Here is a 20,454-nt window from a genome sequence, read left to right as displayed (position 1 = left end):
CAGGTCACTTCAGGGCGAACTGCACCCGCGTGGTCGGGCCCTTGTCGTCTGGCAACTGGTCGGTGCTCACCTTGGAAGCCGTCAGCAACACCCGCTCGGGCGAGAGCTTGGAAACCAGGTAGGCCTTGACCCGGTCGCCACGCCGGTTGGCCAGGGTCAGCAGGCCAGCGGCGTCCACCGGTGCGGAAGCCTTGAGCAAGGCCTCCATCTCGGCAGGCGGCAAGGTCTTGGCCAGGCCCACCAGGTTGCGGGGCTTCTTGATGTCGGCCGATTGGTAGGCGGCGCTCAGCCATTGGTCGCGCTCCTCCGGTGAGATGACGGTGGACGCGAAGGACTGCTCGGTCGCCTTGGCCTTGGCTTGGCGCATCAGGCGCAGCACGTGGCGCTGGCGCAGGCCTTCTTCGTCCAAGGCTGGGTCGGCACGCCCCGTGGCTTCCAGCTTGACCTGGGGCCGGTCCTTGAGTTTGGAGACCAGCGTGTCCAGGCGCTGGCGGGCCGCGTCGCTGAGGTCGTCGTCGCCCGGCGCGAAGGGCACGAATCCCAGTTCATCCTGCCCACCTCCCGCCAACAGTGAGAAAGGCGCCGTCACGGCCTTGGTCACCAGGTTGACGATGACGCGCCACACGATGCCACCGACCGAAAACTCCGGATCGTCGAGTGAGCCCGACACCGGCAGGCTGACGTCGATCTCGCCCCGGTTGTTTTTCAGCAAGGACACCGCGAACTGCACCGGCAGGCTGGTGGCATCGGGGCTGTCCACCTTGTCGCCGAAAGTGAGCTGGTCCAGGAAGATCTGGTTTTGCGCTTCGAGCTTGCCGTTGTCGACCTTGTAATGCACGGTGACCGACAGCGTGCCTTTCTCGATCGCGTAGCCGGCGTAGCGGCCTGCGTAAGGCGTCAGGCGCGTCAGCTCGATGCCCTTGGCCGAGCCCTGGATGTCGGTGTACAGGCGCGGACCGAGCGGGTGCAGTTGGCCCGTGATGAGCAAGGGGGCGCTGTCGTCCACGTTGCCCGAGATCTTGACCGTCGCGGGCTCGGGTTTGCTGGAGGCCACGGCCGACACATCGCCCTCGACCTGCGTGAGCCGGGCCGAGTAGTTGGGCTTGATGAAATTGTCGGTGAAATCGATCCGGCCTTTGCTCAGCTTGATGCCTTGCCAACGCAGGTTCATCCCGGCCAGGGCCGGTGATGAGGCCACCGCACTGGCAGCCGATGCGGGCATGGCCGCCGCTGCCACTGGGGCGGCCGCCCGGGGGGCTGGCTGCGTGGTGTCTTGCGGCGTGGTCAGTGATCTGGACTCGGCCCCGGCTTCGTGCTTGACCAACTCGCTCAGGTTGAGCTTGCCATTGGGGTTGATGATGAGCCGGCCATAGAAATCATCGAGCGCGATCCGGCCCAGGTCGGCGTTGAGGGCGCCGGCCTTCCAGTTCACGTCCAAGCCATCGAGGGACAGGGCGCGCCAGCGCAGGAAGTCGGCCTGGTTGACGCTGTCCTGCGTGCGGAGGTCGCTCAGGGCCAAGCGCCCCTGGTAGCGTGCATTCACGGCTTGCGTGTCTTGCCCAGCGCCTTGGCCCGTGGCCGCGGCCACCTCCAGCTTGCCGTTCATGCTGGCCTTGGCCGACACCAGGGCCACGTTCAGATAGGGCGCCACATAGGGCTGCACGCCACGCAGGTCCAGGTTGGCGATGGCCAGTTGCGAGCGCACCATCAGGGGCTGCACCCGCACCTCACCGCTGAGCTTGAGGCGGCCATTGCTTTGGCCCAGGCCGCTCAGGTCAAAACCCATGACCTGGCCCAGGTCGCTGGACAGGTTCTTCAGGCCCAGTTCGGCCTGGTGGAGGGACAAGCGGGCAGCGGGCGACACGGTCTGGTCATCGACCAGCACCTTGCAGGCCTTGCATCGCACTTCGCCCACCTTGATGGCGGGCATGTTTTCGGGCTTGGCTTGCGGTTCTTGCTTGGCCGTGTTGGCATTGGACGGGATCGGTTTGGGCTGCATGCCCCAACGGCCTTCTGCATCACGCGTGGCTTGCGCGTCCAATTGGTCCAGCGTGACCGATGCCAAGGCCAGCGATTGCAAGCCCATGGCAGTGGGTGCCAGGCCGACTTGCGCCTCCAGGCCTTGCACGTCCAGCCCCGCCAGATTCACATGGTCGGCCAGCTTGGCTTGGAGGGTCTTGGTCTTCAGCCCGGTCAATTGCAGTTGGCCTTTGGACAAAGACAGCTTGTCGTTGCCGTAGCTCAGGTTGGTGTTCAAGGCCAGTTCGCCGGCCAGCACCTGCAAGGGCAAAGGCACCGCCTTGCCCAGCGCGGCCAACCAGGGCGCCGGCTGCAGCTTGCTGGCCGACACGTTCAAGGTGGCCTGCGGCAGCATGGGCGTGACCACGCCGCTGACCTTGATCTGCCCGCCGTGGGCATCGGTGGCCGCCAAGCTCAAGGCCGCGGGCGCGGCTTTGGCATTGGCGTTCAGGCCATCGACACTCAGTGTGACGGGGCCCAGCTTGGGCAAGGCTGCGCCGCCGGGCGCTTCGGCCTGGATGCTGGTGGCGGCCACGCGCACCTTGCCGATGGACCAGGACCAAGGCGTCTCTTGTTTGGAGGCCTCGGCAGGTGAAGCCACCGCGGGTTTGGCCGCCAGCGGGCGGTCCTTGGCATCGACCTCCAGGCCCAACAGCGCCACGCTGGCCACCGCGACCTTGCGCACCAGCGGCGAGGCATCGATGCCCTCCACCTCCAGCGCCGCCCAACGTCCGTGCACGCCACCGGCCGGCCAACCCACGTCGAGGCCAGACACCTTGAGCCCCCCCTTGATCTCCAGGCTAGGCACAGCCGGCGGCTTGCGTTCTTCGAAGCTCACCGTCAGGTGGGTGTCGAGCCGGCCCTTGGCCAGTTCGAGCGACACATCGGGCGGCATGAAGGGTTTGGCGGCCCGCATCCACTGGGCCAGGTCAACGTCGCGCCAGTTCAGGTCGACCGTGGAACGCAAACCTTCGGTGAAGGGCAAGGTGCGGCCGCTGACGCGCAAGGCGCTGCCATCGACCCGGGCTTCCAGCAGGGGCTGCACGTCCACGCTGACGAAGCTGGGCAGGTTGGAGACGAAAGGCACACCGATGTTCAAGGCCTCGACGCGGTGCTCTTGCTGCAGCACGCGGTCCGAGTAACGCACCAGGCCGTGGTTGACGCGGATGTTGTAGACCGCGAAGCGCGCGGGATCTTTGGGCGTTGGCGACGGCGGCGATTGCAGGCGCTTGGCGATGTCGCTGAAGTTGAAGCGCTCGGCGGATTGGCGCTCAATCCACAGCTCGGGCTTCTCCAGGGTCACGCGCCGCACCACCGGCGTCAGGCGCCAGAGCGATTCGAGCGACAACTGAATTTGCGCTTCGGGCAGGTGCAGCAATTCGGACTTGGGCGGGCCTACCTTCAGGCCCTTCAAGCCCACGGTGAGCGTCCAGGGCTGCACCGTCAGTTCAGCCAGCGTCACCGGCGTGCCCAAGGTTTGCGTGGCGACCGATTCCACCTGACCACGGGCCCACCGGGGCAACCACCAACCCAGCAACACCGTCCAGATGACCGCGAAGACCAACAGGCCGGCGCCCACTTTCACCGCCCTGCTTTTGGTGCTGGACAAAGGGGCTGGCGTGGCGAGCGTGCTGGGCATGATGACGGGGGCAAGGGAGGACGGAGGGACTATAAGCCGAGGACGCGCACCACTTCGATACGGCAACCGCGTTGGCGCCTGGCGCTGTCTTGAAATGTTCGACCAACTCGGCCTGCCCAGCGGCACCCTGATCAACATGGCCTTGTACGATCACTGCCCGTAACTGGTCCAGGCTTGCGTGGACCGGGGCGATGAACTGATTGGCGCACACGACGAGCGCGCCTTGTTGAACGACTGCGCCCGACTCATGCGCGAGCGCAACGGTGTTGCGCCCACCGGCTGGCTGTCACCCTGGATTTCTGAAAGCCGCCACACGCCGGATCTGCTCGCCGAATGCCGAGGATTTCGCGCCAACAACCACTGGTCATGGGCATCGCGCTGCACCCTTACATCGTCGGCCAATCTGCCGGCACATGGCAGAGGTGAACCGCTGAGCCAAGTCAGGCGGAGCCCGATGTGATGCGCCAAGACAAAGCCGACTTTTGTTTCAGCAAGAATGCCTCCAGCAAGTCTGCATAGTCGGCCCTGACCGCCTTTTGCACCGAGGCCCTGCTCCTCAACTGCTGACGCCAGGCCTTCACCTTCGGCGTCTGCTCAAAGACCGCGAAATCCCCCAGTCGATCGAACACGTCAAAGTAGCGGAACACCGGTCCGAACACCGCGTCGACGATGGAAAACTCGGGGCCCGCAAAGTAAGGCCCATCGCCCAGGGCGGCCTCCACCAGCTTGAACTTGGCGCGCAGTTCGGCCGCCTTGGCTTGCAAGATCGCTTCGTCTTGCGCCGTGTAGAACGCCCAGATGGTGGCGAGGGTCGCCGAGCCGAACTCCATCCAGGCCCGGTGCTGCGCACGCTTCAGCGCCTCTTCGGGATGCAGGCGTGGCGGCAAGGTCTCGTCCAGGTATTCGCAGATCACGGCCGACTCGAAGATCGCTTGATCGCCCACCAGCAGCACTGGCGTCTTGCCCAATGGCGACAATGTCAAGAACCAATCCGGCTTGTTCGCCAGGTCGATGTCCTTGCGTTCAAAGGGCACGCCTTTTTCCAGCAGCACGATGGCCGCGCGCTGCACATACGGGCACAAGGGATGGCTGATGAGGGTGAAGATGTTTGGTGAAGTCATGGCGCCATCTTATGATTTCCACAATGCAATGAATATTGGCAATGTGGCAAAACATGAATGCACAAACGCAATACAAGCTCAGCGCGGCCGACCTTGAACTCGTGCTGGCGCTGGTGCGCGGGGGCACCCTTCAAGACGCGGGTGAGCGCTTGGCGGTGGATGCCTCCACGGTGTTCCGCGCGATCCAGCGCATCGAGCGCGGTCTGGGACAGCGCCTGTTCGAGCGCTCACGCATGGGCTACCAGCCGCTCGAGCTGGCGCAGGCCCTGGCTCGCCATGCCGAACAGGTCGAGGTTGAACTTGAATCAGCGCGCTCGGCGGCGCAACTGCAACCGGAAGACGTGTCGGGCACCGTGCGCATCACCACCACCGACAGTCTCCTGCACGGCCTGCTGGCGCCGGCCTTGAAGCCGCTCCGACAACTGCATCCCCGCCTGAGCTTCGAGCTGCACGCGGGCCATGAACTGGCCAACCTCACCCGCCGCGACACCGACATCGCCGTGCGCGCCACCAAACGGCCGCCACCCCACCTGGTGGGCAAGCAGGTGGGTGTGCTCAAGCTGGCGCTCTTCGCGGCCCGCCAAAGCGCCTGGCGCAGCCTCGACCAGGTCAAAGCCAGCCAGGCCCCCTGGATCGCGGTGGACGATGTCCTGCCCGAACACCCGTCGGTGCTGTGGCGCAAGCGCTGCCTGCCAAAGGTGGCCCCCACCTACCGGGTCACCAGCATCCTCACGGTGATGGAACTGGTGTCCCTGAACATGGGCGTGGGCATCCTGCCTTTGTTCCTGGCGCAGGGGCGGCAGGAACTGGTTCAGGTCACGGAAGAACTGGAAGATTGCCGCACCGAGCTGTGGCTGCTCACCCACACCGAATCGAGACACCTGCGAAGGGTCTCGACCGTGTACGGGCACCTGGCGCGCGAACTGGCGCTCGACCAGGCCTGATCAAGCCTTCTTTGGCCAGCTTTTTAGCGCCGAACGACGACGGTTCCGGCCAGTTTGTCGTGCCAGCCCTGCTTACGCTTGTCAAAAGCCACCCAAAAAATACCCAGCCCGAGTGGAAGCATCGAAACGAAGTAGCCCAGGTAGCGGCCAATCGATTGACCCACCGACAGTTTCCCGCCGGTCTTGGCATCGACGACTTTCGCCGAGACGATCATCTTTCCGGGCGTGGCCTGCTTGGTCAGCCAGAATCCGATGGAGATCAAGGCGGGCAGAATCCAGTTGATGAGGGCATCGGCCGGGCCCGCGTACAAACCATGCTTCGAATCCTCGTGGAAATAGGTCCAGCCATAGATGGCGATCAACAGCGGAAAGGTGACCAGGATGAGGAAGAAGGTGTCGATCAGGGCGGCACCGACCCGTGGCCAGAAACCAACGTACCGGGTCTCTCCAGGGATCTGGACATCGGAAACCTCTGCGGTCGGCGGGGTGAATGGGTTGGTGCTCATGGTGTTTTGACCGGCTCAAAAAATGACAGGTTCTGCCATCATCCCACCACCATGCCTCTGAACCCCGACGACCTCACCCACATCGCCATGTCCACGCTGGACCACTACAACCAGCAGGCCGAACAATTTTGGCAGGGCACCCGGGACCACGACGTCCGCCAGAACATCGACGCACTCCTCGCCCACATCGAGGCCCCCGCGCCTTTCACCATCCTCGACTTCGGCTGCGGCCCCGGACGCGACCTCAAGACCTTCGCCGAACTGGGCCACCATCCCGTCGGCCTGGAAGGCGCCGAGCGCTTCGCCCACATGGCCCATGCCCACAGCGGCTGCGAGGTCTGGCACCAAAGCTTTCTGGCGCTCGACCTGCCGCCCCAGCACTTCGACGGTGTGTTCGCCAATGCCTCGCTCTTCCACGTGCCCGGCCAGGAACTGCCCCGCGTGCTTCGGCAGCTGCACGCCACGCTCAAATCCGGCGGCGTGCTGTTCAGCTCCAACCCGCGCGGCCAGGGCCAGGAGGGCTGGAGCGGTGGCCGCTATGGTGCTTACCACGACCTCCCCGCCTGGCGCGGGCACCTGCTGGCTGCCGGCTTCACCGAGCTGACGCATTACTACCGCCCCGAAGGACTGCCGCGCGAGCAGCAACCCTGGCTGGCCAGCGTCTGGCGCAAGCCCTGAGCACCACTGCAGCGTGCTCAGTGACGATGGCCCATCGCCTTCACTTAGACCGGCCGTCGTAGTGGGTGACGGGAATGGCCGCCAGGTCAATGCCTTCGATGCAGCGGAGGTTGATGGCCGCGGTGGCCTCGCCTGAAGGCGCTGGCGCTTCGCCATAAGGGTGGATACCGCAGTTGGCGCAGAAGTGGTGCTGGATGACGTGCTTGTTGAACACGTAAGTGCTGAGGTGCTCTTCGGGCGTGAGCAAGCGCAGCGAAGCGCGCGGCACGAACCACAACAGGGATCCCTTGCGCTGGCAAATGGAACAGTTGCAGGACAGGGCGGACTTGATCTCGCCTTCGGCTTCGAACTTCACGCGGCCGCAGTGGCAGCTTCCTTGGTAGGTGGTCATGTGGGCTCTCCTGAAATGGGCGGATTGGCCTGCAATCTTGACACGGCCGCGCGCAACAGCACCCTGGAGTACAGCCTGTGGAAACCCATGAGCGCGCGGAACAATCCGTTGAGGCGCCCCTGCCCGGAGGCGCTGGCATGGTGAGGCACCACGGCCGACCCGAAGTACAGCCGCGTGCGCGTGGGCCCGGCCTGGGGCGACTCCGCGCACATCAACCAGGAACGCGTTCGGCCCATGAAGTCACGCATCAGCAACTGGTCGGCGGCGCGCGCCTCCACCGTCCAGGCCGCAAAACGGTCGCGGGCGCCGGTGGCCAATTCGCGGGCTTGTTGATCGGACGAAGGCTTGCGGGCCAGCCAGCGCAAGATGAAGCGCTCGACCTTGAAGACCGGCGTGGTGTAGAAGGCTTCGACGAAACGGGCGTGGCCGACGACGCCGGGCACATCGACAAAATAGCAGTCGGTGAACGCACGTTGAACCTGGTAATGGCGCAGCAAGGCCAATGGGGGCAGCTCGCCGGTCTGGATGGCATTCATGAAGAGATCTTTCACCGGTTGAACATCTGGGTGGGCGTCTGCCCGAATTCCTGGCTGAAGGCCGCGATGAAAGCAGACACGGCGCTGTAGCCGCTGTCGCGCGCCACGCTGGACACCTTCTCGCCCGCCGCCAGCGGCGTGAGCGACAACAACAGTCGAAGGCGACGACGCCAGTCGCCCAGCGACAAGCCGGTTTGCTCGCGGTACAGGCGCGCCAAAGACCGTTCGCTCAGGCCCACTTCCTTGCCCCATTCGGCCAAGGTGCGCTGGTCGGACGGGTCGGCCTGCAGGGCCAGGCTCACGCGCAGCAGGCGGGCGTCCGAAGGCCAGGGCAAATCCAGGGCCACCGGCGTCAGCGTGGCCAACTGGTCCAGCAGCACGGCCACCAGGCGGCCCGCGCTGCCCGCCTCCTCGTAGTTCACGGGCAGGGCGCAGGTCGCGATGATGAGTTCGCGCACCAGTGGGGTGATCTGAAAGATGCGGGGGGTGGCGGCATCGCCGATTTGCGCGGCCGAGGGCTGCACGTACAGGCTGCGCATCTCGGCCCGCGCGGTGGTCGTCACTTCGTGTTCCAGGCCGGCGGGCACCCACACGGCGCGCTCGGGCGGGGCCAGGTAGCTGCCGGTGGCGGTGCGCACCAGCAACACGCCTTCCACCGCGTAGGACAACTGCGCCCAGGGATGCACGTGCGCCCGTGCCCAGGAGCCAGCCGGCAAGGATTCGACCCGCCCCATCACCGGCCGGGGCAGTTCCGCCATGCGGGGCGTGGCCCGCTCGACGCGTGGTGGCGCGCCCCGGGGCAAGGGTCCGGGCTCGATGGTGGTGGGGGTCGCTTGTCTGCTTGGCGGCACGGTCTGTCTCATCCGGTGCATGGGTTCAAGGCAGAAGGCACTAACCTTGCGTCCTTGCTGTTTGTTTCTTGCGTGTTGACCTGACCATGATGATGCTACGCCACCCCAAAATGCAAAGCGGCGCCGTCGACGGCTTCCTCGTCGGCATGATCGCCGCCGTGTTGCTGGCCTCGCTGGTGCCCCACCTAGGCAAGACCGGGGGCACGCTGCACCTGGACCAGGTGGGCAACGTCGGCATTTTCACCGTGTTCTTCCTGCACGGCATGGGCCTGTCGACCGACAGCCTCAAGCAAGGCGCCTCGCGCTGGCGCCTGCACCTGGTGGTGCAGGTGTGCACCTTCGTGGCCTTCCCCCTGTGGTGGTGGCTGCTGAGCCTGGGCCTCGGCCCCTACATCCCGCACGACCTGCTCCTTGGCTTTTTCTACCTGGCGGTGCTGCCCTCCACGGTGTCCTCATCGGTCACGATGACGGGGCTGGCGCGGGGCAACGTGGCGGCCGCCATCCTGAACGCCACCTTGTCGACCTTGCTGGGCGTGTTCCTGACGCCACTGCTGGCCAGCCTGGTGTTTGGCAGTCATGGCGGCACCGGCCAGGGCATGGACCTGGGCGACACCATGCTGAAGGTGGCGCGCATGCTTTTGCTGCCCTTCGTGCTGGGCCAGTTGCTGCGCCCTTGGCTGGGCAATTTCTTCAAAAGCATCAAGCCCAAGACCACGCTGGTGGACAAGGGTGTGATCCTGCTGCTGGTGTGGTGCTCGTTCAGCGACTCGGTGGCCGATGGCCTGTGGACCAAACATGGCTTGAGCCTGATCGCCATCACGCTGGTCGGCGCGGCCTCGTTCCTCTTCCCCATGCTGTGGTTCACCAAGCGCGTGGCCAAGGCCATGGGCTTCCCGGTCGAGGACGAGATCGTGGCCGTGTTCTGCGGATCGAAGAAGACGCTGGCCTCGGGTGTGCCGATGGCACGGCTGCTGTTCGGCGGGGATCCGGCGCTCGGTGTGTTGGTGCTGCCGATCATGTTCTACCACCAGCTTCAGCTCTTCGTGTGTTCGCTGATGGCGCGCAAATACGCTGCACGGGTTGAGCGCGAGCTGGGTGCAGCGGCCGCCGCCCAGGCGCCCACCGCATCCTCGCCTCAGTAACCCAGCGCGCAGCCGTCCTTGCGCGGGTCGGAGCCCGCCACCAGCACGCCCTTCGCCTTGTCGCGCCAGATGAGTTGGCCGCCGCCGATGGGCTGCTTCAAGCGCACGACCCGGTGGCCGCGCAAGGCCATCTCGGCATCCACGCTGGGCGCGTAGCCTGACTCCAGATCCAGCTCGCCTCCGAATGAGAAGCTGCGCGGCGCGTCCAGCGCGGCTTGCGGGTTCATGCCGCGGTCCAGCAGGTTGGACAGCAAGGCCACATGGCCGCTGGCTTGGTACTGCCCGCCCATCACACCAAAGGGCGCGGCCAGTTGGCCATCTTTCATCAACAGGCCAGGGATGATGGTGTGCAAGGGCCGCTTGCCCGGAGCGATCAGATTGGGGTGGTCCGCTTGCAGGCTGAAGCCCGCGCCACGGTTCTGCAACAGCACGCCGCTTTTGGGGGCGGTCAGCGTGCTGCCAAAGGGATGAAAAATGGAGTTGATCAGCGAGATGGCGTTGCCATCGCGGTCCACCACGCACAGGTAGACCGTGTCCTTGTGCTCGGCGGCTTCAGGCCAAGGGCCTGGCCAGATGGACGGCGTGTGGCAAGCATCCAGCCGGATGGCCTTGCGCTGGCGCCGCGCCCAGGCTTCGGACAGCAGGTGCTCGACCGGCACGTGTGCGTGGTCGGTGTCGGCGAACAAGGCGTCGCGGTGGGCATAGGCCAACTTGCTGACCTCGGCCAGCAGGTGGATGCGGTCGGCCTCGGCCATGCCGGCGTGTTCCGACAGGTCGAAGCCACTCAACACGTTGAGCATCATCAGCACGCCCAGGCCTTGGCCGTTGGGGGGGCACTCGTAGACGTCGTGGCCACGGTAGCAGGTGCGGATCGGCGTGACGTCGCAAGGCTGCGTGGTGGCGAAGTCTTCCAACGTGTGCAAGCCGCCCAAGCCTCGCAGGGTATCGACCATGTCCTGCGCGACCCAGCCTTCGTAGAAACCTTTGGCGCCTTGGGAAGCGATGGCACGCAAGGTGTCGGCCATGCGGGGTTGGCGGTGCACGGTGCCAGCGGTGGGCGCCCTGCCCTGGTCCAGGAAGAGCTCAGCGCTGACCGGGTCCTTGATGAGGTGGGCATCGCGCGCCCAGTCGAAGGCCACGCGAGGAGCGACGGGCACGCCTTGTTCGGCGTACCGGATGGCGGGCTGCAGCAGTTCGCCGATGCCGCGCGTGCCATGGTCTTCCAGCAGGCGGCACCAGGCGGCCACTGCGCCAGGCATGGTCACCGAATGGGCGCTGTAGGGATCGATGCGGTCAATGCCCCGCTGGTGGTACCAGTCGGCGTGCGCGGCTTGGGGTGCGCGACCGGAGCCGTTCAAGGCGATGGGCTGGCTGGCGCCAGCGGGCAGGTAGAGCGCGAAGCAATCGCCGCCAACACCAGTCATCTGGGGCTCGAGCAAGCCCAGCAGCGCCACGGCGGCGATGGCCGCGTCCACCGCATTGCCGCCAGACTTGAGCACCTCAAGTGCCGTCTGCGAGGCCAGGTGGTGCGAGGTGGCCACGGCGGCTTGCGTGGCGTAGACCGGCGAGCGGCCGGGCAGTGAGAAGTCCCTCATGGCTTGGTCTTTCTGGTGGCATTTGAGCTTGGGGCCTTGACCGTGGACGCGGTCAGGAAGGCGGTCAGCAACTGGCGGGTGTGTGCGTGCTGGCGTTGCTGCCAGGCGGGCGAGAGCAGATCCGTCTCGAAGATGCGCGACAGCGTGTAGCCGTGCGACTTGCTGTAGTAGGCCAGGCTGACCATGGTGATGTAGAGCTGCAGCGGATCCACCCCGGGCCTGAACACGCCATCGGCCTCGCCTCGCTGGACCAGCTTGCCGAGCAGGCCCAGCACGGGCGTGGCCATCTCGGGGATGCGGGCGGAGCGCTTCAGGTGCAGGGCTCGGTTCAAGTTCTCGAAAGCCAGCAGATTGCGCAGCTCGGGGTGCTTGGCGAAGTGGTGGTCGATGAAATCGAACATCTGCAGCACGCCTTCCAGCGGTTCGGTGTCCGTGAAGTCAAGTTGAAGCTCTTCAGCGCGCAGCTTGGCCAGCACCTCTTCCAGCACGCAGACATACAAGGCGTCCTTGCCGCCGAAGTAGTGGTACAGCATGCGGATGTTCGACTTGGCACGCTTGGCGATCTGGTCGGTGCGCGCACCGCTGTAGCCCTTGGCGGCGAACTCGGCCACCGCGGCTTTCAGGATGCTGGCGCGGGTCTTGGCCGGGTCGCGCTTGGCGCGTTTGGCAGGGGCTTCTTCGATCTCAGCTTTGGATTTGGAGGGGGACATGGGTGGTTTGTCAGCAAGTGGTGTTGAACGAGGCTGGCAAATTGGCGGCCAGGGCCAGCAGGGCTTCATCGCTGTGGGGCGGGCCGATGATGGACAGCCCCAAGGGCAAGCCACCATGTTGACCCATGGGCAAGGTGACTTGAGGCAGGCCGGTGTGGCCAGCCAAGGCATTGAGCGCCAAAGCGGTGCCGTAGAAGCGGCCGATGTCTTCGGGCGGCGTGTCCTTGCGCAGAGCCACGCCCGGCGTGGTGGGCAGCACCAAGGCGTGCAGTACGCCATCGGCATCGCCAGCAGCCGCCAATGCGCTGCACAGGCTTTGTGTTTGTTGGTGGCGCCAGGCTTGCCAGCGCTTCACGTCCTGCGGGTCGAGGTGCGCAATGCTGTCGAAGCGTGGATGGATGGAGGGGCCGAAGGTGGGTCGATGCTGCGCGATCCACGCTCCAAGGTTTTGCCGGATCTCATCGCCTTGCAGGACTTGGTAGGCGGTCAACCAATCGCGGGCCGCGCCTTTGAAAACCTGCACCGTGTCTTGAGCACCCAGCGCTTTTGCCAAGGGCATCAGCGCCGCGCTGCAACCAGCATCGGCCATGTCAAAGGCATCCTGCACCAAGTGCAAATGCCAGCGGGCTTGTTCAGCGTTTGCAATGCCGCTGCCCAGCAACACCTGCCCCACCTTTTGCAGCATGGCGCCATTGCGCGCGAACCAACCCACCGTGTCATAGCTGGGCGCGAAAGGCAGCACGCCTTCCAGTGACACGCGGCCATGCGTGGGCCTGAAGCCGAACACACCGCAGAACGACGCTGGCACGCGCACCGAGCCGCCTGTGTCGGTGCCCAGCGCGAAGTCCACCAGTCCTGCGGCCACCGCCACGGCCGAGCCACTGGACGAACCACCCGGCAAGCGGTCGGCCGCATGGGGGTTGCGCGGCGTGCCGTGGAAGGCGTTCTCACCCTCCAGGCTGAAAGCCAATTCGTCGGTCACCGTTTTGCCCACCAATTCGGCGCCCGCGTTCAGCAAGGCAGACACCACAGGCGCGTCACGCGGCGCCGGGCCATGGGTGGCGGCCCAATCCGGGTTGCCACCGGTCGTGACCACACCGGCCACGTCGATCAGGTCCTTGACCGCGAAGCGCAAACCACTCAGCAGGCCCCGGCCTGAAGGTGGGCAAGTCGCCCGTGAACCCGGCACGAAGGCGCCGTGGTCGTCCATCTCATCGGCATCCAGCGCCATGGCCTCAACCTTGCGCCGCCAGCGCGTCGAGCACCCGCTGCGAATCGCTGACGAAGCCGAAGCACTTCTTGACGTTCCAGATCGTGGCCTCGGTGCAAAAGGCGGGCGAACTGGTGGCGCAGCAGTCCTCCAGCAGCACGCAGCCATAGCCAAGAAAGTTGGCGTCGGTCAAAGAGTGCAGCACGCACTGGTCGGTGTTCACGCCCGCGAAGAGGATGGACTTGGTGCCCAGGTTGCGCAGGATGCTGTCGAGGGGCGTGTCCCAGAAACCGCTGATGCGGTGCTTGTCCACCATCAAATCCCCAGGCAATGGGGCCAGTTCATCGACCACGGCGGCGGCCCACGAGTCCTTCTGCAGCACGGGCGCGCCGCTGCCCGGCAAAGGGTCGCCCAGGCCGAGGCCTTCGCCTTTGGGCCTGTACAGGTGGATCTGGTTGGGTGGCATGTTGGCGAGGTCGGCGCGATTGCCCCAGTTCACCCAGATCACGGGCACATTGGCATCTCGCAAAGCCGGCAAGAGCTTCTGCAAAGGGGCGATGGGCGCGCGGTCGCTGCGGTAATCAGCGCCGATGCAGTCGACCCAGCCGCCGGGCGCGCAGAAGTCGTTCTGCATGTCAATGATGACGATGGCCGTGCGCTTCAGGTCCAGCACCACGTTTTGGGGCTCGGCCTTCAGGCGCAAAGGGATGGGCGTGGGCGCCGGCATGGCCATGTCGACCTCGCCAGGCGTGGCCCGCCAGTGGTAGTTCGCGGACACGCCCAAGGCGCCAAAGGTTTCGTCAGTGCTCATGTGAATTCTCTCCAGTCAATCGGGTGGTGAATGGGCCTGCCGACCGCCCAACCTCGGTGCCTCTTGCCTCAAACCGGGGCGCCATGCACCGGTTTGCACCAAGGCCTTCGTGCAGCAAAACCACACCCCTGCCTGCGCGGCAAGGCGCATGAACACTGGGTTTGGCTGGGGCAGCAAGGGCAAGCAAGGTCTGTGGCATTGATATTGCAATCGAGGGTAGCGCGAATGTAGTAATTGATTAATTACAACGACACCCCATCACCTAAGCGAAAGGAATGCCAATGTTGTCCACCCTCCTTCCCCGCCGCGCTTTTTCCGCTGGCGCCCTGGTCCTGGCCGCCACACTGTCCGGCGTGGTCTTCACCTCCACCGCCCGGGCCGCCGACGCCACGCGCATCGGCATCCTCATCCCCGGCTCCAAGTCCGACAAGGGCTGGATGGAATCCGGCTACGATGGCTTGACCGCCGCGCAAAAGAAGCACGGCGACAAGGTCAAGGTGCAGATGATCGAGAACATCAACTACGCCGACATGGAACAGGCCCTGACCAACCTGGCCACCAAGAACCAGCTGGTGATCGGTGTCGGCGGGCAGACGCAAGCGGCCTTGATGAAAGTGGCCAAGCGCTTCCCCAAGACGAAGTTCTCGATCGTGGGCGGCAGCAAGGGCGACACCTTGCCCAATGTGGCCGGCTACGACGTCAAGCAGGCCGAGATCGCCTTCGTGGCGGGCGCCACCGCGGCCATGCTCTCCAAGACCGGCGCGGTGAGCTATGTGGGCGGCATGGAGATCCCCTCCATCGTCAACGCGGGCAAGGAGTTCGGCAAGGGCGCGGCTTACATCAATCCCAAGATCAAGTATGTCGAGAACTACACGGGTGACTTCGACGACGTGGCCAAATCCAAGGAAGCCACGCTGGCCGCCATCGCGCAAGGCGCCGATGTCCACTACCACATCCTGAACCTGGGCCTGCGCGGCATGGAGCAAGCGGCCAAGGAAAAGGGAACGCACATCATCGGCAGCTACACCGACCGCTGCGGCACCGATCCTCTCTACCCGGCCTACAGCATCACCGGGGTGGGTTTCCAGGTCGAGTACGCGATCAACGAGATGCTTGGCGGCACTTGGAAGGCCGGCTACAAGCCCTTCGGGCTGGCCATGGGCCCCAAGGCGTCGGACATGGTGGCCTGCAACGCCACGCCGCAGATCAAAGCCAAGATCGAAGAGATCAAGAAGGACATCTTGAGCGGCAAGATCAAGGTGCTGGAAGGCTGACGTGATGTTGTCCCCAGAAGTACCCGGCCGCGAGGCCCCCACGCCGCTGCTCAGCCTGAGGGGCATGGGCAAGCGCTTTGGCAACCTGCAGGCCCTGGCCGATGTCTCGCTGGACATCGCGCCCGGCGAGGTCCACTGCCTGCTGGGCGAGAACGGCGCGGGCAAGTCCACCTTGTGCAACCTGGTCTTCGGCGTCTACCCGCCGGACGAAGGCCGCATGATGCTGGACGGCCGCGAGTACAAGCCCAGCGGTCCCGCCGATGCCTTGGCGCAGCGCGTGGCCATGGTGCACCAGCACTTCAGCCTGGTGCCGGACCTCAGCGTGGTCGACAACCTGCTGCTGGGCCAGGCGCGGGGCGTCTTGCGAAGGCGTGAATGTGCCGACCGGGTCGATGCCTTGTCGCGCCAATATGGCCTGAGCCTGTCGCCGCATGCGCGCATCCAGGACTTGTCGGTGGGCGAGCGCCAGCGTGTGGAAATCGTCAAGTGCCTGATGCGCGAACCGCGCGTGCTGGTGCTGGACGAGCCCACCGCCGTGCTCCTGCCCAACGAGATCGCGTCGTTGCTGGACGTGTGCCAGCGCGTGGCCGACCAGGGCTGCGGCGTGGTGCTGGTGACGCACAAGCTGGCCGAGATCAAGCAGATCGCCAAGCGCGCCACGGTGCTGCGAGGTGGCCGCATCGCCGCACGGTCCGAGAACCCGGCGCAGGACCTGGATGCCCTGGTGCGCGCCATGATCCAGCGCGACGTGGGCTCGCTGGGCGGCGCCGTTGCTTCAAAAAAGACTGCCCCCGGACTTCAAGACAAAGAAGGCACCCCCAAACCCGAGCCCGCCCTGATGGTCGATGGCCTGACCGTGCGCGATGCCGACGGCGTCACCCGCCTGGACAACTTCACCCTCATCGTCGAACCCGGCGAGATCGTGGCCGTGGCCGGCGTCGAAGGCAATGGCCAAAGCGAACTGGCGTCCGTTCTGTCGGGCATGCAATCCGCCAGCGAAGGCCGCTTTTTCGTGCAAGGCCAGCCACTCATCGGCAAGGCCCCGCGCGACATCACCGCCGCTGGTGTCGGCATCGTCCCGGAAGACCGCCATGCGGTGGGCTGCGTGGTCGAGATGAGCGTGGCCGAGAACCTTTTCATCGACCGCCTGAGCCGCTTCAAGCGCTTCGGCCTGCTCGACCGCCGGGCCATGCGCCAGGCCGCGCAAGACATCATGAAGCGCTTCGACGTGCGCGCCGCCAGTCCCGACGTGGCGTTCAGCAGCTTGTCCGGCGGCAACCAGCAGAAGGCGGTGCTGGGTCGCGAACTCACCCATGACAAGCTGTCCTTTTTGATGGCCGCACAACCCACCCGCGGCCTGGACGTGGGCGCGGTCGAAGCCGTCTATGGCCACATCCGCGCCGCCTGCGACCGCGGCGTCGGCGTGCTGCTGATCTCGTCCGAGCTTGATGAGCTCATCAACGTGGCCGACCGCGTGGTCGTCATCTACCGCGGCCGGATCATGGGCGAATGCCCGGCCGACCCAACACAACGCGACCGCATCGGCGCCTGGATGGCAGGACACGCGCCATGAACAACACCACCGACACCATGACTTCATCCAGAACCATGCTGGACACGATCACGCGCCCCGCCATGTGGATCTCGCTGGCCGCCGTCGCAGGCGCCATGCTCATCGGCCTGGCCCTGATCGCCAGCCTGGGCGTGCCCGTCAAAGACGCGGTCGAGGCCTTTGCCGATGGCGCCTGGGGCTCGCCCTATGCCTGCGCCGCGTCCATCAACCGCAGCCTGGTCTTCGCACTGGTGGGGCTGGGCTTCGTGCTGGCGCAACGCGCCAACCTCACCAACGTGGGCGGTGAAGGCCAGATCGCCATCGGTGGCATCGTCGCCACGGCAGTCAGCCTGTATGGTGGGGTCGGCCAGTTGCCGCATGGCCTGGCCTTCATGCTGCCCGCTTTGGCCGCGTGCATCGCGGGCGGACTGTGGGGCGGCCTGGCCGGCGCCCTCAAGGCCAAGGCCGGCACCAACGAAGTCATCAGCACCTTGCTCTTGTCCTTCATCGCCGTGTGGATGGTCTATGGCTGCGTGCAATCGGACGCCCTGCTCCGGCAACCCATGAGCAACGCCACCACCTTGCCCGAATCGCTGGAAATCCCCGAACCGACCAAGCTGCCCTGGCTGCTGGACGATGCTTCGGTGCCCCTGCACCTCGGACTGCCGGTGGCACTGGTGCTGGCCCTCGTCGTGGCCGTGGTCTTGAACCACACGGTGCTGGGCGTGCGCCTGCGCGCCGTGGGCCTGAACCCGCAGGCCGCAAAACGCGCAGGCATCGCCATCTCGGCCTCCGTCATCGGCGCCCTGTTCACGGCCGGCGCTTTGGGCGGCCTGGCCGGCGCCGTGATGCTGCAAGGCGAGCAGTACTCGCTCAAGGCCGGTTTCTCGTCCGGCTACGGCTTCGACGGCCTGGTCGTGGGCCTGTTGGCACGCGGCTCTGTCACCGGCGTCATTGCCGGCAGCCTGCTGTTCGGCTTCCTCAGGTCGGGTGGCATCAACATGGAAATGGTGGCCAATGTGCCGACCGCGTTGGTGGTGGTGATCCAAGGCATCATCATCGTCACGCTGGCTGGTGCAGCGCGCCGAATGGACCGCAAGGAGCGTTCGAAATGACCGAAGAGATGGCCGCGGTGTTCGTCGGCTCCACCCTGCGCCTGGCCGCGCCCTTGCTGCTGTCCGCCACGGGCGAGTTGGTCAGCGAACGCGCCGGCGTGCTCAACATGAGTGTCGAAGGCATGATGTTGACGGGCGCCTTCGCGGGCGCCGTCGGCTCCTGGGCCACCGGCTCACCGGGCCTGGGTTTGCTGATCGGCATGGTCGCCGTGATTCCCGTGGCGCTCTTGCAAGCGGTGCTCAGCATCACACTGCGCGCCAACCAGATCGTCACCGGCATCGGCATCAACATCCTCGCCTTGGGCGCGACCACCCTGGCCTACCGCGAGATCTTCGGCAGCCGTTCGCGCGAGTCCATCCCAGGCCTTGACAAATGGGCGCCACCTTTCCTGGCCGACATCCCCTTGTGGGGCCAGCAAGTTTTCAAACAAGCCTGGCTGCTCTACGTGGCCGTGCTGGCCTTGCTGGTGGTGGCCTGGGTGCTGCGCCACACCGCCCTGGGGCTGGCCATCCACGCCTCTGGCGTGCAACCGCGGGCGGTCGACAAGTCAGGCTTGTCGGTCACCGCGGTGCGCTATGGCGTGGTCCTCTTCACCGGGATGATGTCGGCCCTGGCCGGCTGCTTCTTGTCGATCGGGGACATCCACACTTTCACCGAAGGCATGACCAATGGCGCGGGCTACCTGGCCATTGCCGCGGTCATCTTCGGCAATTGGAAGGTGTGGCGCACGGCGGGCGCGTGCCTGCTGTTCGGCGCAGCGACGGCCTTGCAGTTCCAACTGCCAGCACTCGGCATCCACGTGCCCAGCGCCCTGTTGATCATGCTGCCCTACCTGCTGGCCTTGCTCGCAGTGGGTGGCCTGGTCGGCCGCCAGACCGCGCCTGCGGCCCTCACGCAGGCGTACGTCAGGTAGTAACCCTGACGTTTTCATGACCCTGCTCATGTCTGTGGGATCTACGTACTGCACGAGGGACGCAAATCGGCATACTTTCCTGTGATCCCCCGCCGTTCAACAGGAGATGGGCATGTCCAAACCACCTTTCTACAAGTCGCTCTACCTCCAGGTCATCACGGCCATCGTGATCGGCGTGCTGCTAGGGCATTTCTACCCTTCCGTCGGCGAGTCCATGAAACCGCTGGGCGATGGCTTCATCAAGTTGATCAAGATGCTGATCGCGCCCATCATCTTCTGCACGGTGGTGGTCGGCATCGCCGGCATGGAAGACATGAAGAAGGTCGGCAAGACCGGTGGCATCGCGCTGCTGTATTTCGAGGTCGTCAGCACCATCTCGCTGATCATCGGCCTGGTCATCGTCAACCTGGTGCAGCCGGGCGCGGGCATGAACATCGATCCTGCCTCGCTCGACACCAAGGGCATCTCGGCCTACACCGGCCCGGGCAAGATGCAAAGCACCACCGAATTCGTGATGAACATCATCCCGTCCACGGTCTTCGATGCCTTCGCCAAGGGCGAGATCCTGCAGGTGCTCCTGTTCGCCCTGTTGTTCGGCTTCGCGCTGCACAAATTCGGCGGCCGGGGCACGCTGGTGTTCGACTTCATCGAGAAGTCCTCGCACGTGCTGTTCAGCATCGTCGGCACCATCATGAAGCTGGCCCCCATCGGCGCCTTCGGCGCCATGGCCTTCACCATTGGCAAGTACGGCGCGGGCTCGCTGCTGTCGCTGGGCAAGCTGATGGGCACCTTCTACCTCACCTGCCTGATCTTCATCTTCGTCGTGCTGGGCATCATCACCCGTCTCAACGGCTTCTCGATCTGGAAATTCGTCAAGTACGTCAAGGAAGAACTGCTGATCGTGCTGGGCACCTCGTCGTCCGAATCGGTGCTGCCGCGCATGATGGTGAAGATGGAAAACCTGGGCGCCAAGAAGTCGGTCGTCGGCCTGGTGATCCCCACGGGCTACTCCTTCAACCTGGATGGCACCTCGATCTACCTGACGATGGCCGCGGTGTTCGTCGCACAGGCCACGAACACGCCCATGACCCTGACCCAGCAACTCACCCTGCTGGCGGTGCTGCTGCTCACCTCCAAGGGCGCGGCGGGTGTCACGGGCAGCGGGTTCATCGTGCTGGCGGCCACCCTGTCGGCCGTGGGCCATGTGCCGGTCGCGGGCCTGGCACTGATCCTGGGCATCGACCGCTTCATGTCGGAAGCGCGTGCGCTGACCAACATGGTGGGCAATGGCGTGGCCACCATCGTGGTCGCCAACCTGACCGGCGATCTGGACAAGGACCGCTTGCGCCGCCAGCTGAACCATGAGGGCGACGCCGAAGCTCAAGAGCCCGAAGCGGTGCTCGACCAAGTCGAGCAGCACATGCCCGCCCGGGCCGCCGTGTAAAT

General features: G+C 65.3%; 18 protein-coding genes and 1 pseudogene. 9 read left to right on the top strand and 10 right to left on the bottom strand.

Annotation, left to right across the window (positions count from 1 at the left end; all coding sequences use genetic code 11):
* Positions 1-4: 4 nt before the first annotated feature.
* Complete coding sequence (locus tag ACREB4_RS09830) at positions 5-3,658, bottom strand: DUF748 domain-containing protein (RefSeq protein ID WP_431588033.1); 3,654 nt, start codon at positions 3,656-3,658, stop codon at positions 5-7.
* A gap of 58 nt (positions 3,659-3,716) precedes the next feature.
* Here ACREB4_RS09830 and ACREB4_RS09825 point away from each other — a divergent pair.
* Positions 3,717-4,022, top strand: a pseudogene (locus tag ACREB4_RS09825) (polysaccharide deacetylase); the annotation flags it as partial.
* Between the two features lie 76 nt (positions 4,023-4,098).
* Here ACREB4_RS09825 and ACREB4_RS09820 read toward each other — a convergent pair.
* Complete coding sequence (locus ACREB4_RS09820; protein WP_431588032.1) at positions 4,099-4,779, bottom strand: glutathione S-transferase family protein; 681 nt, start codon at positions 4,777-4,779, stop codon at positions 4,099-4,101.
* 53 nt (positions 4,780-4,832) lie between these two features.
* Between ACREB4_RS09820 and ACREB4_RS09815 the strand changes: the two genes are divergently transcribed.
* Positions 4,833-5,723, top strand: coding sequence for a LysR family transcriptional regulator (locus ACREB4_RS09815; protein ID WP_431588031.1), 891 nt, complete (start codon positions 4,833-4,835; stop codon positions 5,721-5,723).
* A gap of 23 nt (positions 5,724-5,746) precedes the next feature.
* On the opposite strand, the gene ACREB4_RS09810 is transcribed toward ACREB4_RS09815, so the two are convergent.
* On the bottom strand, positions 5,747-6,229 hold the full coding sequence (locus ACREB4_RS09810; RefSeq protein WP_431588030.1) for an RDD family protein: 483 nt from the start codon (positions 6,227-6,229) through the stop codon (positions 5,747-5,749).
* A 51-nt stretch (positions 6,230-6,280) separates the two neighbouring features.
* Here ACREB4_RS09810 and ACREB4_RS09805 point away from each other — a divergent pair, with 51 nt between their 5' ends.
* Complete coding sequence (locus ACREB4_RS09805) at positions 6,281-6,907, top strand: class I SAM-dependent methyltransferase (protein ID WP_431588029.1); 627 nt, start codon at positions 6,281-6,283, stop codon at positions 6,905-6,907.
* A gap of 40 nt (positions 6,908-6,947) precedes the next feature.
* Here the strand turns inward: ACREB4_RS09805 and ACREB4_RS09800 are convergent, their stop codons facing one another.
* From ACREB4_RS09800 to ACREB4_RS09790, 3 genes are read right to left on the bottom strand one after another with little or no spacing between them, the layout of a single operon-like run.
* Entirely contained in the window at positions 6,948-7,298 is a 351-nt protein-coding gene (locus ACREB4_RS09800; RefSeq protein ID WP_431588028.1) for a GFA family protein, read from the bottom strand.
* Positions 7,295-7,834 (bottom strand): hypothetical protein, encoded by a 540-nt coding sequence (locus tag ACREB4_RS09795; RefSeq protein ID WP_431588027.1) that lies wholly within the window; start codon positions 7,832-7,834, stop codon positions 7,295-7,297. The genes ACREB4_RS09800 and ACREB4_RS09795 overlap by 4 nt, the downstream gene beginning before the upstream one ends.
* Before the next feature lie 11 nt (positions 7,835-7,845).
* On the bottom strand, positions 7,846-8,685 hold the full coding sequence (locus tag ACREB4_RS09790; RefSeq protein ID WP_431588026.1) for an AraC family transcriptional regulator: 840 nt from the start codon (positions 8,683-8,685) through the stop codon (positions 7,846-7,848).
* An 86-nt stretch (positions 8,686-8,771) separates the two neighbouring features.
* Here ACREB4_RS09790 and ACREB4_RS09785 point away from each other — a divergent pair, with 86 nt between their 5' ends.
* A complete protein-coding gene (locus tag ACREB4_RS09785) occupies positions 8,772-9,827 on the top strand; it encodes a bile acid:sodium symporter family protein (RefSeq protein ID WP_431588025.1) in 1,056 nt (351 codons plus the stop codon).
* On the opposite strand, the gene ACREB4_RS09780 is transcribed toward ACREB4_RS09785, so the two are convergent.
* From ACREB4_RS09780 to ACREB4_RS09765, 4 genes are read right to left on the bottom strand one after another with little or no spacing between them, the layout of a single operon-like run.
* A complete protein-coding gene (locus ACREB4_RS09780) occupies positions 9,821-11,422 on the bottom strand; it encodes a gamma-glutamyltransferase family protein (protein WP_431588024.1) in 1,602 nt (533 codons plus the stop codon). The genes ACREB4_RS09785 and ACREB4_RS09780 overlap by 7 nt on opposite strands.
* Entirely contained in the window at positions 11,419-12,132 is a 714-nt protein-coding gene (locus ACREB4_RS09775; RefSeq protein ID WP_431588023.1) for a TetR/AcrR family transcriptional regulator, read from the bottom strand. Before ACREB4_RS09775 ends, ACREB4_RS09780 begins: the two co-directional genes overlap by 4 nt.
* Before the next feature lie 10 nt (positions 12,133-12,142).
* Entirely contained in the window at positions 12,143-13,363 is a 1,221-nt protein-coding gene (locus tag ACREB4_RS09770) for an amidase (RefSeq protein ID WP_431588022.1), read from the bottom strand.
* A 4-nt stretch (positions 13,364-13,367) separates the two neighbouring features.
* A complete protein-coding gene (locus tag ACREB4_RS09765; RefSeq protein ID WP_431588021.1) occupies positions 13,368-14,153 on the bottom strand; it encodes a cysteine hydrolase family protein in 786 nt (261 codons plus the stop codon).
* A 281-nt stretch (positions 14,154-14,434) separates the two neighbouring features.
* Here ACREB4_RS09765 and ACREB4_RS09760 point away from each other — a divergent pair, with 281 nt between their 5' ends.
* The 5 genes from ACREB4_RS09760 (at position 14,435) to ACREB4_RS09740 (ending at position 20,452) form a co-directional block, all read left to right on the top strand.
* The gene (locus ACREB4_RS09760; RefSeq protein ID WP_431588020.1) at positions 14,435-15,427 is read left to right on the top strand and encodes a BMP family protein; all 993 of its coding nucleotides are present in this window, start codon (positions 14,435-14,437) and stop codon (positions 15,425-15,427) included.
* Between the two features lie 4 nt (positions 15,428-15,431).
* Positions 15,432-17,000 carry an ABC transporter ATP-binding protein gene (locus tag ACREB4_RS09755; RefSeq protein ID WP_431588019.1) on the top strand — a complete coding sequence of 523 codons (1,569 nt, stop codon included), beginning with the start codon at positions 15,432-15,434 and terminating at the stop codon, positions 16,998-17,000.
* Positions 17,001-17,035: 35 nt separating this feature from the next.
* Positions 17,036-18,094, top strand: a complete 1,059-nt coding sequence (locus tag ACREB4_RS09750) for an ABC transporter permease (RefSeq protein WP_431588093.1) — start codon at positions 17,036-17,038, stop codon at positions 18,092-18,094.
* A complete protein-coding gene (locus tag ACREB4_RS09745) occupies positions 18,091-19,008 on the top strand; it encodes an ABC transporter permease (protein ID WP_431588018.1) in 918 nt (305 codons plus the stop codon). Before ACREB4_RS09750 ends, ACREB4_RS09745 begins: the two co-directional genes overlap by 4 nt.
* Positions 19,009-19,120: 112 nt before the next feature.
* Complete coding sequence (locus ACREB4_RS09740) at positions 19,121-20,452, top strand: dicarboxylate/amino acid:cation symporter (protein ID WP_431588017.1); 1,332 nt, start codon at positions 19,121-19,123, stop codon at positions 20,450-20,452.
* Positions 20,453-20,454: the final 2 nt, after the last annotated feature.

Origin of the sequence: Aquabacterium sp., from assembly GCF_050725395.1 — a bacterium.
Classification (GTDB): domain Bacteria; phylum Pseudomonadota; class Gammaproteobacteria; order Burkholderiales; family Burkholderiaceae_C; genus Aquabacterium.
The sequence above is the reverse complement of the archived record's forward strand: the minus strand, read 5'-3'. Positions and strand labels throughout refer to the sequence as shown.